Below are 13,288 nucleotides of genomic sequence, written 5' to 3'. Positions count from 1 at the left end.
ATGAGTGTCGAAGGCCGTTTTAAACGGGCTGGTTTTTGACCGTATTGCCAAGCACTTCGGTGGGAACTATGCGTTGAAGGACGTGTCGCTTCGGGTGGCGCGCGGCGAAATTGTCGCGTTGCTGGGCGAAAACGGTGCCGGTAAATCGACACTCATCAAGGTGCTGGGCGGCATTTATACGGCCGACAGCGGCGAGGTGCGCATTGACGGCCAACCCTATCGCCATTCACCGGGCAGTTTCGGTCAGCGTCAGAACGTGGCCTTCATTCACCAGGACCTGGGTTTGATCGAATGGATGACCGTGGCCGAGAACATGGCCCTGTCCCTTGGATTTGCCCGCAAGGCTGGTTTTGTAAGCTGGCGGGGTGTTGAAAAGTTCGCCCGTCAGGCGCTGGACAAGGTGGGGTGCGATTTCGATCCGACAACGCGCGTATCCAGCCTGTCGCGCACGGAAAAGTCGCTGATCGCGATTGCGCGCGCTTTGGCAGTGGAATGCGATTTTCTGGTTCTGGATGAACCGACCGCCTCGCTTCCGGCGGATGAGGTTGAGGGGCTGTTCGATGCCATCCGCCCTTTGAAAGACCGGGGTGTGGGGATGATCTATGTCTCGCACCGTCTGGACGAAGTATTTGCGATCTCGGACCGCGTCGCGGTGCTGCGCGACGGCGAGATGGTCGGTATGCGCGATACGGGCCACACCACGCCGGAAGAGTTGGTGCATATGATTGTCGGCCGCAAAACCCGCGCGGTCCAGAAGGCCGACGTGGTGCCGGGTGCGCGTGTGGCCGAGGTGCGCGATCTGGCCTGCGAAGGGGTGGGGCCGGTCAGCTTCCATCTGGATCAGGGCGAAATCCTCGGGCTTGTGGGCCTGCGCGGCGCGGGGCATGAGGCCATCGCGCGTGCGATGTTCGGGTCGGAACCCTATCAGGGCGACATCGAGATCAATGGTGACCGTCCCGATCTGTCATCGCCAAAGGCCGCGATGGAGTCCGGGATCGGGCTTGTCGCCCGCGACCGGACCGAGGAATCGGTGGCCGGTACGCTGACGATTCGCGAGAACACCTTTCTCAACCCCGCCGCATTCCAGCGCGGTTTCTGGAACGTCCAGTCGGCCCGGACCGAGGCCGGAAAGGCGGCCGAGATCGGCTCGGCCCTTGGGCTGTCACCCAATGATCCGGGCCTGAATGTCGAGGCGCTGTCGGGCGGCAATCAGCAAAAGGTTGTTGTCGGGCGCTGGCTGGCGACAGATCGCAAGCTGTTGATCTGCGAAGATCCCACCGCAGGCGTCGATGTGGGCGCCAAAGCCGAGATTTACGCTCTGATCCAACGCGCCGTGCGCGAAGGCGTGGGGGTCATCGTAGTGTCGACCGATTTCGAAGAGGTTGCCGCGATTTGTACCCGCGCCCTGATTTTCAGTCAGGGCACGATTGTCGACGAATTGTCCGACCATCGCCTGAACACCGAACAACTGATCCAGTCTGCCTCGGCAGGCAATGTAACGACCCAGATGGAAACACCGCATGCAGTCCATTGAATCCAACGCGCTGGAGCCGACTAAGGCCGAAATGCAGAACCTGTCAGTGGCCGCGCGCCTCGGGCGTCTGGTGCCGGTCTATGGCCTTGTGGTGCTGACCATCGCCCTGATCCTGCTGTTCAGCATCCTGCTACCGGACACCTTCCCGACCATGTTGAACTTGCGGTCGATCCTGGCGGACAAGGCGATTATCGCGATCCTGTCGCTGGCGGCAATGATCCCGATGGTGACGGGCAAGATCGACCTGACCGTCGGATATGGCATCGTGTTGTGGCATATTCTGGTCATCAGCCTGCAGATCGCCGGTGTACCATGGCCGCTGGCCTGCGTTCTGATCCTGATCGCAGGGGCCTTTGTGGGGTTCCTGAACGGATTGCTGGTCGAAGTGGCCAAGATCGACAGCTTCATTGCCACGCTTGGAACCGGCACCATCATCTATGCACTGGCCCTGTGGCATACGGGCGGGCGGCAGGTCGTAGCGCAGTTGGACCCGGGTTTCTACAAGCTCAGCACCACCTTTGTGTTTGGCCTGCCCATCACCGCCTATTACGTGCTGGCGCTGGCTGTTCTGCTGTGGCTGCTGCTCGAATACCTGCCGCTGGGGCGCTACATGTACGCCATCGGCGCAAACCCTAAGGCGGCGACGCTGAATGGTATCCCGGTTGCGCGCTATACCATGCTGGCCTTCATTGCGTCGGGGGCCCTGTCGGCGCTGGCCGGTGTGCTTCTGGCGTCGAAACTGAGGATCGGACAGGCAAGTGTCGGCCTTGAGTTTCTGCTGCCCGCGCTGGTCGGGGCCTTTCTTGGATCGACCACGATCAAACCCGGGCGGGTGAACGTATGGGGCACGATCATCGGTGTCATCATACTTGCCGTCGGTATCTCGGGGATCCAGCAATTTGGCGGGTCGTTCTGGGTTGAGCCGATGTTCAACGGTGTGACCTTGCTGGTCGCGATCGGCATCGCGGGTCTGGCACAGCGCCGTCGGGCCGCAACGCATTTCGGGGCCGCCGGGGCCGAGGAGGGGCCTGCGGAGAAATCATCGGAAACTTGATAAACGGGAGGATATAATATGTTCAGAAGAACTCTGCTGGCCAGCGCCGTCGCGGCATTGGCACTGACCGGAGGCGCAGGGGCGCAATCGGTGGACGAAGCGAAGGACTTCATCGCTCAATTCGCATCACGACAGGACAGCTGGACCGGCCCGACCACGGGTCCGGCAGCGCAGCCGGACAAGCTGGTTGTCATGCTGGCCTCGGACCTCACGAACGGAGGTGTTCTGGGCGCGGCTGAAGGCGCGCAAGAGGCCGCCGAGGCCATCGGCTGGGACCTGCGCGTGATCGAGGGCGGCGGCACCGTTTCGGGCCGCACTGGCGCGTTCAGTCAGGCGCTGGCGCTGAACCCCAACGGCATCATCATCAACGGGTTCAATCCGACGGAGCAGCAGGTGGGGATTGCTGCCGCGCAAGAGGCGGGGATACCGATGGTCTCGTGGCACGCCACGTCCGACAATGGCCCTGCGCCGGATGTGGGTATCTTTGCCAACATCACGACCAATGCGCGCGATGTATCGCTGGCGGCGGCCTATTGGGCCTTTGTCGATGCGGATGAACAGCCTGCCGTCGTGATCTTCACGGATTCGACCTATCAGATCGCCATCGACAAGGCCGACTGGATGAAGGAAGCCATCGAAAAGCTGGGCGGCACGGTGCTGGAATATGTCGATACGCCGATTGCCGAAACCTCGACCCGGATGCCGCAGCTGACCACCTCGCTGTTGCAGCGCCATGGGGCCAAATGGACTCATAGTCTGGCCATCAACGACCTGTATTTCGACTTCATGGGCCCCTCGCTGGCTGCTGCGGGCATTCCCGGGGATGGCGGGCCGATTGCCGTGGCAGCGGGTGATGGCAGTCAGGCCGCATACCAGCGCGTGCGCACGCAGGAGTATCAGGCTGTTACCGTGGCCGAGCCGCTGAACCTGCAGGGCTGGCAGATGATCGACGAGTTGAACCGCGCCTTTGCGGGCGAAGACTGGTCAGGCTTCAACTCACCGCTGCATGTGGTGACGCCGGACAACATCGAATTCGATGGCGGACCCAACAACACCTTCGATCCCGATAACGGCTATCGCGATGCCTACAAGAAAATCTGGGGTGTAGGCGGTTAAGTCTCCCCGAACCGCCTTATCGTCCGGCGCGCCGCAGGTGCGCCGGACACAACCAACACGAAAAAGGGCACCTTCATGACGGACAAGTCACCCATAGTTTCCATGCGCGGAATCTCGAAACGTTTTGGCGGCGTCCACGCTTTGGAGGGCGTCGATCTCGACGCTTACCCCGGAGAGGTTCTGGCCATTGTCGGCGATAACGGGGCCGGTAAATCGACGCTGATCAAGGTTCTGACCGGCGTGTACCAGCCGACGGAAGGTCAGATCCTGCTGGATGGTCAGCCCTTCGCCATGACCAACCATTCCGACGCCATCGCAAATGGCATTGATGCGGTTTATCAGAATCTTGCACTGGCCGATCACCTGACGCCCGCGCAAAACCTGTTTCTGGGCTCGGAGCTGACGCGCAAGGTACTGGGCATAGAAATCCTCGACAACCGGCGTATGCGGGACGAGGCGCGCCGCGTTCTGCAGGACCGTCTGGGGGTCAATCTGGGCTCGATGGAAGTGGAAACCGACAGCCTGTCGGGTGGTCAGCGCCAGGCGGTCGCCATTGCGCGCGCAGTCCGGCATGACGATCTGCGCGTGCTGGTCATGGATGAACCCACCGCCGCCCTTGGACCGCAGGAAACCGCGCGAACCCTGAAGCTGATCAAGACGCTGCGCGATCAGGGGCTGGCGGTGATCGTGATCTCACACTCGCTGGATGACGTGTTCGAAATATCCGACCGCATCCATGTGCAGCGGCGGGGCGAATGCGTGGGCGTTGTCAAAACCGCCGAGGTCACCAACGAAGATGTGCTGGGCATGATTGTCGGCACCAAGACGGCTGCCTGAGGGAGAGAGACATGAACGACACAACTGCCACTCGTCCCCAATCCCTGACAGCAAGGCTGGATGCCTATATGGGCGTTCTGGGTCCGCTTGCCATGATCCTTTTGATCGGGCTGTTCATGGCTGCGGTGGAACCGGCCCGGTATTTCCGCCTGTCGAACCTGAACCAAATTCTGCTGGATGCCGCGCTGTATATGCCGATGGCAATGGCGATGACCTTTGTCATCACGCAGCGCGGGATCGATCTGTCTATCGGCTCGGTCGCCGCTTTGTCGGCGATCTGCATGGCTTTTATGGTCAAACAATGGGGGCTTGCGCCCTGGGCCGGGGTTCTTGTCTGCATCACGCTGGGCGCGCTTCTGGGTCTGGTCAATGGACTGGTGATTACCGTGTTCCGCGTGCCCGACCTGATCGGTACACTGGCGATGGACCTTGTCTACCGGGGCTTTGCGCTGGTTTTGGCCAAAGGGCTGGTGCTGGCCCGGTTCCCCGAGCTGATCACCGAGATCGGGCGCGGCCAGATGTTTGTCATCCTGCCCACGCCGGTGGTCATCGGGATACTGACGCTGGTGATCGGCTACTTCGTCCTGCGTGACACCTATTTCGGGCGCTACACGATCGCCATCGGCTCAAACCCTGAAGCCTCGGAGATGACGGGGATCGCGGTCGACCGCTATCGCATCTACGCCTATGTGCTGATGGGCGCGATGGCGGGGCTGGCCGGGCTGATGCTGACCGGCAAGCTGAACGCGGTGCAGGCGACGTCAGCGCCCTACTTCAACCTGCATGTCATCGCTGCGGTGGTCGTCGGCGGCACCTCGCTGTTCGGCGGGCGAGCGTCGATCATCGGGTCTTTTGCGGGCGTGCTGTTGCTTTCGATGATGGTCAACGCTCTGGTGACGTTGCGGATTGAATTCTTCTGGCAATCGGTCGCCTCGGGCGTGGTCATCATCCTGTCCGTCGCCGTCTATACCTGGATCGGTAAAAAGGACCGCGATGGCAGCGGCAGCATCGGCGCGCTGTTCGCCAGCGCTGAAAACCGCCGTATCGTCAAGCTGATCGCGGTTCTGGTCGCCGCATTCGTGGCCGTCGTTGTTCTGGGCATGTTGTTCGGAGGGGATCCGAACCCAAGCGGCTAACACCAAAAAAGTAATCAAACCTAGGGAGGATAATATGAAACTACTCAATACGACGGTTCTTGCGACCAGCCTTGTCGCATCCGCAGCCATGGCGCAGGAGTTGCCGCTCAAGGCGCTGCCCGATGACGGAGAGCGGGATTTCTGGCTGATTGAACAGGTGAATGAGCCGGGCAAACTGGAAGCCCTGCAGGATGTGACAGGGGCCGAGGCGGTCGCGTTCAAGGGCACACAGGAAAATCCGATTCAGATCGCCTTTATCTACCCATCGGCTGATGTCTCGGACTTCTGGGCGCGTTCCTATCTGGCAACGACCAAGCGTCTGGATGAATTGGGTATCAACTACGAGACGCGCGAATTTGCTTCTCGTCAGATCGAACATTCGCTGCAATCGACCTATGCGCAGCAGGTGGATCAGGATGCCGATATCTATGACTTCGTGATCTTCGGACCCTCGGAACTGGCCACGCAAGCCGACAATATCGACAAACTGTCGGCCAATCCCGATCTGACCACCTTTGTCTGGGCGTTCCACACGCCATTGCAGTATCTTGAGAACCAGCCGGATATGTGGCTGGATTTCTCGTCCGCTTATGGTGCGATCAAGATCTGCGACTACATGGTGGAACGACTGGGCAATGACGTTGTCTATGCGATGAACCGTGGCATTCCAGGCATCACCGATAACCAGCGTTCAGGCGATTTCAAGGATTGTGTGGCCGAGAAAGGCAACTGGGATGTCGTCTATGAACATTACGGCGAATACCAGCGCGAAGGCGGGTTCGAAGGCACGCAGCTGATCCTGCAGGCCTATCCCGAGGCCACCGTGATCCACAACGCCAACACCGCCATGTCCATGGGTTCGGTCGAGGCGCAGTTGGCGGTCGGCAAAGAGAAAGAGATCTTCTCGACCGGCTGGGGCGGCACAGGTCTTGAGCTGGAGGCGATCCGCCGGGGTGAGCTTGACGCGACCCCGATGCGCATGGGCGACGATGTGGGCGCGGCCACTGCCGAGGCGATCAAGTACCACCTGGAAGGTCGTCAGGACGAACTGCCGCTGGTGTTCCTGGGCCGCATCACCGTGGCACATGACGAGATGTCCATCGACGAGATCGACGCCCTTGAACAAGAAGCCTTCCGCTTCTCGGGCGTCGGCAAGCTTGAGCGGTAACCTACCGACGTAAATGAAAGATCGACGGCACCTGCACAGGCAGGTGCCGTCTTCGTTTCGCATGATCCGTCAGTCAGTGATTGTTGGGTTTCGTGGCAAATTCCTTTGAAGGCTGAGGAGATGGCGCAGTCGGGTTGATGACTCTGCCAGTTGAGGAAACTGCCGAAATGCAGAGAATCGGGGCGTGAATTGGCCTTTGCGGATCATGTTGACCAATTCTATGTCTGCCAGGGCAGATGCAGCGGAATCGAAAGACTTGAAACCCATCATGGGCCTGATCCGTCGTTTTGATGAATCGATAGTCTTGTTCGATGATGCTAATGAGGTATTTCCGCCTGACCATCTCAATCGGTGCCGGACAACCAAAGCCTGTCATCCTTTTTGTTTATGGCTTTGATGTCGGCAGTGTTGGCTCCGCGTTTGTCGATGGCAATCTTTCGCGGCAAACCGATCACCTTAAGCGCACGAGCGAAGAATTTCGTCGCCGCAGCTTTATTCCGGCGTTTGGAAAGCATGAAGTCCGGGGTCTTGCCGTGTTTGTCCATGGCGCGATAGAGATAAACCCACTCGCCCTTCACTTTCACATAGGTCTTATCCATGCGCCACGAACGGTCGGCAGGGCGCTTTTTGTACCGTTAAGCATCAGCTGCAAGACCGACGTATCGGCTCAACCAGCGGTTCAGGGTCGCGTGATCCAGTTCAACACTACATTCTACGATGATTTCTTGCAGATCCCGATATGGCACTCCGCATCGAAGATAGAAGAAAACAGCGTGTAAGATCACGTTTTTCGGAAAATGTGCACCCTTAAATGAGATTGTCACGGTCTGCTCCTGTCATTTTGAGCATGCGCTGCCAAAACGACACTCAGCCTGACAGGTGGGAAAAAAGTTTGCGACAGAACCTTCTGAAGCCCGGGGTGCGCGAGGTGAATTGATTGCTTTGCATTGGAAATAAAGACTTATATATTGATCTTAACGAATTAAAAAGTTAAGCAAAGGATACTATATTGATCTTTAATTTTGAGTCACAGACGCCAGGCGCGGCACAGGATGAGATTCGCTCTGCTGCCCGCAGGTTGCGTCTGGCTCATAACATGACACAGAAGGCTCTGGCCGAAAAATCGGGTGTGCCGCTATCGACGCTCAAGCGGTTTGAACAAAGCGGTGAGATCTCGCTGGCTTCGCTTCTGGAGATCGCCGGGGCGTTAGGTGCGTTGGATGCGTTTGGCTATCTGTTCCCACAGCCTACGGCCATGTCTCTGGATCAGTTGAAATCGGTCGGCGTTGACCGCAAGCGTGCTGGAAAAAGGCGCAAGTGATGGTGGATCGTCTGAACATCGAACTGGACTTTGGCGATCACCGGCGTGAGGTCGGACAGGTCGCTTGGGTCAAAGACCAACGTCGTGCGGCCATAGAATGGGCGAACGATTTCGTTGCACGCCCGCTGCCGATATCGCCTTATTCGATCCGGTCCTGGCAGGGGCTGCATTTCGGGGAGCACACGCCATTTGACGGCTTGCCGGGTCTGTTGGGGGACTCATTGCCCGATGGTTGGGGTCATCTGCTGATTGATCGCGAACTGGCGCGACAGGGCAGGGCGGTTCATGACCTGACACCGGTCGACCGGTTGGCCATCGTGGGCCAGCACGGTATGGGGGCGCTGAGCTATCATCCCGAAGAAGAATTGACGAAACAGGACAGTATCGATCTGGATTGGTTCGCTGAAACGGTGCAGCACATCGAAGAGGATGTGGCGGTCGAAGACCTGCGCCGCTTGCGCGCAGGCAGTGGCGGCTCGGCGGGAGCACGACCGAAATTCGTGGCACTGGTGAACGCTGACACCGGGGTGTTGCGGGACTATCGCAGCGCGGCACAGGAGGGATTCAGTCACTACCTGATAAAATTCCGATCCTCGTCAGACCCTGTCAGCGCAGCTCGCGAGGAACAGGCCTATGCCGAAATGGCGCGCGCAGCCGGGATCAATATGTCCGACACGCAGGTTTTGACGACCGGTGAGGGGGATGATCTGTTCGCCACCCTTCGATTCGACCGGCCCAGCGGTCGGCGGCTGCACATGCATACGGTCGCGGGCATCCTGAATGCGGATTTCACTGCTCCGGCTGTTGATTATGAAACCCTTCTGAAATTGACCTATTTTATGACGAATCACCAAGGAGACGTCGAAGAGATGTTCCGGCGGATGGTGTTCAACGTTCTGAGCCACAATCGCGACGACCACATCAAGAACCACGCCTTTCTGATGGACCAGCATGGCACTTGGCGTCTGTCTCCGGCGTATGACCTGAGCTTTTCGGATGGCCCCGGCGGCGAGCATCATCTCAGCGTCAATGGCAATGGGCGAAACCCAACGCATCAAGACCTGATCGCAGTAGGGCAGGGGGCGGGTCTGAAGCCGCGCCGCATCACTGAAATCGTTGAACGGGTTCGCGAGGTCACCCATCAGTGGCTGGCCTACGCAGATGCCGGTGGTGTTCCGGCAGTACGAAGCCGGGAAATCGCCGAGAGACTGGCGCTGGTTGACGTGAACTGATCGATCCGGTTTCTTAGCTGGCAGCGTCGAAAACACGATCCTGCCGGGGAGGTCGTCCGAATTTACGAGTGTATTCCCTGGAGAATTGTCCGGGGCTTTCGTATCCGACCCCGAAGGCGATATCGGATACTTTGGAACGGGTCGTTCGAAGCGTATCCCGTGCCTGCAACAGTCGCAGATCCTTTTGATATTGCAGGGGCGAGGTTCCGGTGACGGCTTTGAACTGTTCGAAGAAAGCCGAACTGCTCATACCGATGCGCCTGGCAAGATCTCCGACTATAAGTGGCTTGGCGAGATCGGATCGAATTTCGTGCGTCGCGGCAAAAATCCGGCTGGCGGTGGTGTCATTCCACAAAAGCTTCTGGAGCACGCCGCCATGACGCCCTAACAGCAGGCGGGCATGAATTTCGCGCGATGTGATCGGGGCCAGAAGTTGCTGCATCTCGTCTGTCTCGCACTGGCGAAAATAGCGAGTGATGGCGTTCTCCATGTCGGTATCTGTCTCTGCAAGGCATATTGAAAATGGGTCAGGCGCCCGAGCGGTGGCGGAAATCGGCACCGAAGGGGCCAGGCTGCGCAGCACATCCATATCCAGAGGAAAAACAAGTGCTACGTAAGGTTGTTCCGTCGTTGCCTCAGTAATCCGCGACACAACCGGCAGGGCGTGGCTAACGATCAGCGACTGTCCGGCCCGGACAGTCACGCTCTTGGTGCTTGTCCCGACCTCTTTCGCCCCTTGCAGAACGGCGCAGAACAAAGGGCGATACACGCTCGATTCCAAGCGGGTGGTTGAGGGTTGGATCAGCAGATGCGTCCCGGTTTGCTCGTGTGAAACCCCTCCGTGCGCGACCCCTTCCCGTTCAAGAAGGGCTTGTACATAGCCCAACAATCCCGCCTGCGTCATAGGTGCCTCCTTCGCCGTGCCCAGCCTTAGCACGATATTCCTCAAGAATTTATCGAAAAGTCTGATTTCTGGGGGATCGTGTAAGTAATTAGGACTTAAAGCGACGAAAACCGTGAAAGTTACAGCTATCGTAAAAGCATGAACTGGAGGAAAATGGATATGAAGACCATCCTAATCACCGGGGCTTCTTCGGGCATAGGGGCCGCGACCGCGCGGTATTTTCAGACAAACGGCTGGAATGTCATTGCCACGATGCGCAATCCCGCAGCCGAAACGGATCTCGCTACTTCTGAGAACGTTCATCTGACCCGGTTGGATGTGACCGATCCCGGCTCGATCTCGACCGCCGTGGCTGAAGGGATCGACCGTTTCGGACAGATTGATGTTCTGCTCAACAATGCGGGCTACGGCGCCTATGGTGCGCTTGAAGCGTTCTCGATGGATCGGATCCGGCGCCAGTTCGAAACCAATGTGATCGGGCTTCTGGAGGTGACCAAGGCCGTTCTGCCTCATATGCGGCAGAACCGTTCCGGCACAATTATCAATATCTCTTCCATTGGCGGTCAGATCACCTTTCCGCTCGGGTCGCTCTACCACGGCACCAAGTTCGCAGTGGAAGGGCTGTCCGAGGCGCTGCATTACGAACTGGAGCCGCTTGGTATCCATGTTCGGATTGTCCAGCCGGGCATGATCAAGACCAATTTTGGCGGCAGTTCCTTTGATTTCGCTATGGACGAAGGCCTGACCGATTATGCGCCCACCGTCGATGCCATGGGGCGTTTGTTCGGCAGGCTGGCCTCGGATCCATCTGCCCCGGAAACTGTTGCTGGGGTCATTTGGGACGCTGCAAACGAGACCAGTGATCGCCTGCGCTTTCGCGCAGGACCCGATGCAGAGAGGCTGCTTGATGCACGCAAGGCACAGGACGACGCAACCTTTATCGGCAGCCTCAAAAAGCAAATGGCGTCCTGAAGCAGAATTGGAAGGGAAGGCACATGTACAAAAATGTTGTCAAAGAAGGCGGTTTGGCGGTGGTGACAGGGGCGGCCAGCGGTGTCGGAAAGGCCGCTGCGGTTCGATTTCTGCAAGACGGATTGGGGGTCATTCTGGTCGATCTTCCGGGGGAAGCCTTGGAGGCAGCCGAAACGGAGCTGCGCGGCATGGCTGGACACTCGGCTCTGGTCCGTGCGGTTCCCACCGATGTGACCGACGCCGCAGCCGTAACCGCGCTGGCGGATGAGGTCTTTTCATTGGGTGATATTGCGGTTTTGATGAACAATGCCGGAATTGCCCTGCCGACCGGCAGTTGGGAAAATGCCGGGAATTGGCGCAAGCTGATCGAGGTAAATCTATTTGGCGTCATGAATGGCGTACATGCCTTCTTGCCGAGGATGATCCAGACAGATCGCCCGGCCGTTGTCATTAACACCGGCTCTAAACAAGGCATCACGACCCCGCCAGGAAACCCGGCCTACAACACCAGCAAAGCGGCGGTGAAGGTCATGACCGAGATGTTGGCCTATGACCTGCGTCAGGCACCGATCACGGCCCACCTGTTCGTGCCTGGGTTTACCTACACCGGTATGATTCAGAAATTCATGCCGGAGAAACCCGCTGCTGCCTGGACCAGCGAACAGGCAGTCGATTATCTGGTAAGCCGTATGTCAGCGGGAGATTTCTATATTCTCTGCCCGGACAATGACGTGTCGCAGTCGCGTGATACCAAACGCATTGAATGGGCCTTGGGCGATATCATCAACAATCGCCCAGCTCTTTCGCGCTGGCATCCGGATTTTTCAGACGCATTTGCTGCGCATGAGAACCCCGAATAGGGGGCTGTTTGATCGCCAGAGGGGTCAGCAAGACCTGTGTAGGGCCGCATTTTCCTAAAAGATCAAGTGCAGGCGGCACACAATATCGACTTTGAAAACAGAACGCTTGTACCACCGTTACAAGGACAATTTGTTGAGCGATGAGGTCAGGGCCTGCAACCGATCGGTTTGGCGCAGGTTGAAATGGGTCAGGAACTCGGGCTTGCCAAAGGGGACGTTCTTGGCGCGGATGGCCTCGACGCAGGTCTGGGCTTTGGTGTCATTCCCGGCTTCGGCGTGTACGACCGCGCCGATCATGAAGACATAAAGGTGGGGGTTGGGCGCACTCAGAGCGTGCTCGGCATAGGCGCTGGCCGCAGCCAGATTGCCAGAGACAAACGCCGCCAATGCGCGCGTGCCGTACATGGATTGCAGATGCGGGTCCAAGGGGCTTAGCCTTAACGCCGTCTCCACGTTTTCGTCCGCAGTTTGACCGTTGCACAGCACGGTGTTCAGCGTGGCGTTGTTGTAATAGCCGAACGCATAGTTGGGGTTCAGATCAATGGATCGGTCCACCCAGACCAACCCTTGTTCAGCGTCGCCCAGAAGCCATTTTGCGCGTCCGTAGATCAGGTTGCAGAACGGGTCCAACGGGTCCAGTTGCAGGGCATCTTCGGCATGTCCCAACGCCAATCTGGCGTGCAGGCCTGTATCGACCGCGAAATGCTGAAACGCGTTCTGGAACTCGGTATAGGACAGCCCGCAATGGGCGCGCGCAAATCCGGGGTCCTGAGCAATGGCAGTGCGAAAGTGACTGGCCGCGATCTCGTTATCAGCACGGTTGTACCGGTACATATGCCGTATCCCGAGGTGGTAATGCCCCCACGCATCAAGGTTTTCCGAAGGGATGTGCGTCAGACGGTCAGCCTCGTGTAACGGTAGGCGCAGTTCCAGTGCCATGGCAAGGTCGCGCGCAATACGGGCGCGCATGTCGTATACATCCGCGATGGCTCCGGTGACACGGTCGCTCCAGATCACTTGGCCTGAGCGTGCATCCGAAAGCTCGGTGTAAATGGCAAGCCGGGTGCCCTGCCACTCCACGGTGCCTGACGCGACGAACTGCGCGGCCAGTTGCGACCCCATGTCGGTCAGATCGGTTTCAGGCCCCGCGAACC

12 protein-coding genes and 1 pseudogene are annotated in these 13,288 nt (G+C 58.5%); 10 read left to right on the top strand and 3 right to left on the bottom strand.

The genetic code is table 11. The features are described 5' to 3' along the window. Nucleotides 1-4: 4 nt before the first annotated feature. The 6 genes from ACRZ9X_RS20355 to ACRZ9X_RS20330 all read left to right on the top strand — a co-directional run bounded on the left by ACRZ9X_RS20355 (nt 5) and on the right by ACRZ9X_RS20330 (nt 6,845). Nucleotides 5-1,534 (top strand): sugar ABC transporter ATP-binding protein, encoded by a 1,530-nt coding sequence (locus tag ACRZ9X_RS20355; protein ID WP_480521904.1) that lies wholly within the window; start codon nt 5-7, stop codon nt 1,532-1,534. After that, nucleotides 1,521-2,588 carry an ABC transporter permease gene (locus tag ACRZ9X_RS20350; RefSeq protein ID WP_480521903.1) on the top strand — a complete coding sequence of 356 codons (1,068 nt, stop codon included), beginning with the start codon at nt 1,521-1,523 and terminating at the stop codon, nt 2,586-2,588. Before ACRZ9X_RS20355 ends, ACRZ9X_RS20350 begins: the two co-directional genes overlap by 14 nt. Nucleotides 2,589-2,606: 18 nt before the next feature. Continuing rightward, on the top strand, nt 2,607-3,704 hold the full coding sequence (locus ACRZ9X_RS20345; RefSeq protein WP_480521902.1) for a substrate-binding domain-containing protein: 1,098 nt from the start codon (nt 2,607-2,609) through the stop codon (nt 3,702-3,704). Between the two features lie 75 nt (nt 3,705-3,779). After that, nucleotides 3,780-4,541, top strand: a complete 762-nt coding sequence (locus tag ACRZ9X_RS20340; protein ID WP_480521901.1) for an ATP-binding cassette domain-containing protein — start codon at nt 3,780-3,782, stop codon at nt 4,539-4,541. An 11-nt stretch (nt 4,542-4,552) separates the two neighbouring features. Beyond that, nucleotides 4,553-5,677, top strand: coding sequence for an ABC transporter permease (locus tag ACRZ9X_RS20335; protein ID WP_480521900.1), 1,125 nt, complete (start codon nt 4,553-4,555; stop codon nt 5,675-5,677). Between the two features lie 34 nt (nt 5,678-5,711). Further along, the gene (locus ACRZ9X_RS20330) at nt 5,712-6,845 is read left to right on the top strand and encodes a substrate-binding domain-containing protein (protein ID WP_480521899.1); all 1,134 of its coding nucleotides are present in this window, start codon (nt 5,712-5,714) and stop codon (nt 6,843-6,845) included. A gap of 144 nt (nt 6,846-6,989) precedes the next feature. On the opposite strand, the pseudogene ACRZ9X_RS20325 reads toward ACRZ9X_RS20330, so the two are convergent. Continuing rightward, nucleotides 6,990-7,669 (bottom strand): annotated as a pseudogene (locus ACRZ9X_RS20325) (IS6 family transposase); the annotation flags it as partial. Nucleotides 7,670-7,854: 185 nt separating this feature from the next. Here ACRZ9X_RS20325 and ACRZ9X_RS20320 point away from each other — a divergent pair. Continuing rightward, complete coding sequence (locus ACRZ9X_RS20320) at nt 7,855-8,166, top strand: helix-turn-helix domain-containing protein (protein ID WP_480521898.1); 312 nt, start codon at nt 7,855-7,857, stop codon at nt 8,164-8,166. Beyond that, the gene (locus ACRZ9X_RS20315) at nt 8,166-9,398 is read left to right on the top strand and encodes a type II toxin-antitoxin system HipA family toxin (RefSeq protein WP_480521897.1); all 1,233 of its coding nucleotides are present in this window, start codon (nt 8,166-8,168) and stop codon (nt 9,396-9,398) included. Before ACRZ9X_RS20320 ends, ACRZ9X_RS20315 begins: the two co-directional genes overlap by 1 nt. Before the next feature lie 13 nt (nt 9,399-9,411). On the opposite strand, the gene ACRZ9X_RS20310 is transcribed toward ACRZ9X_RS20315, so the two are convergent. Beyond that, complete coding sequence (locus ACRZ9X_RS20310) at nt 9,412-10,302, bottom strand: AraC family transcriptional regulator (RefSeq protein ID WP_480521896.1); 891 nt, start codon at nt 10,300-10,302, stop codon at nt 9,412-9,414. Between the two features lie 159 nt (nt 10,303-10,461). Here ACRZ9X_RS20310 and ACRZ9X_RS20305 point away from each other — a divergent pair, with 159 nt between their 5' ends. Then, nucleotides 10,462-11,274: an SDR family oxidoreductase gene (locus tag ACRZ9X_RS20305; RefSeq protein WP_480521895.1), complete on the top strand. Its 813-nt coding sequence runs from the start codon at nt 10,462-10,464 to the stop codon at nt 11,272-11,274. A gap of 23 nt (nt 11,275-11,297) precedes the next feature. After that, on the top strand, nt 11,298-12,134 hold the full coding sequence (locus tag ACRZ9X_RS20300; RefSeq protein WP_480521894.1) for an SDR family NAD(P)-dependent oxidoreductase: 837 nt from the start codon (nt 11,298-11,300) through the stop codon (nt 12,132-12,134). 117 nt (nt 12,135-12,251) lie between these two features. Here the strand turns inward: ACRZ9X_RS20300 and ACRZ9X_RS20295 are convergent. Next, on the bottom strand, nt 12,252-13,288 hold a 1,037-nt coding region (locus ACRZ9X_RS20295), incomplete at its 5' end, for a tetratricopeptide repeat protein (protein ID WP_480521893.1).

This window comes from Ruegeria sp. AL1, from assembly GCF_056540905.1.
The sequence above is the reverse complement of the archived record's forward strand: the minus strand, read 5'-3'. Positions and strand labels throughout refer to the sequence as shown.

Bases quoted from the DNA above. Each gene is read 5' to 3' on its own strand.
- ACRZ9X_RS20305 (WP_480521895.1), top strand. From the start codon at position 10,462: ATGAAGACCATCCTAATCACCGGGGCTTCTTCGGGCATAGGGGCCGCG.
- ACRZ9X_RS20345 (WP_480521902.1), top strand. From the start codon at position 2,607: ATGTTCAGAAGAACTCTGCTGGCCAGCGCCGTCGCGGCATTGGCACTG.
- ACRZ9X_RS20330 (WP_480521899.1), top strand. From the start codon at position 5,712: ATGAAACTACTCAATACGACGGTTCTTGCGACCAGCCTTGTCGCATCC.
- ACRZ9X_RS20310 (WP_480521896.1), bottom strand. From the start codon at position 10,302: ATGACGCAGGCGGGATTGTTGGGCTATGTACAAGCCCTTCTTGAACGG.
- ACRZ9X_RS20340 (WP_480521901.1), top strand. From the start codon at position 3,780: ATGACGGACAAGTCACCCATAGTTTCCATGCGCGGAATCTCGAAACGT.
- ACRZ9X_RS20335 (WP_480521900.1), top strand. From the start codon at position 4,553: ATGAACGACACAACTGCCACTCGTCCCCAATCCCTGACAGCAAGGCTG.
- ACRZ9X_RS20300 (WP_480521894.1), top strand. From the start codon at position 11,298: ATGTACAAAAATGTTGTCAAAGAAGGCGGTTTGGCGGTGGTGACAGGG.
- ACRZ9X_RS20315 (WP_480521897.1), top strand. From the start codon at position 8,166: ATGGTGGATCGTCTGAACATCGAACTGGACTTTGGCGATCACCGGCGT.
- ACRZ9X_RS20350 (WP_480521903.1), top strand. From the start codon at position 1,521: ATGCAGTCCATTGAATCCAACGCGCTGGAGCCGACTAAGGCCGAAATG.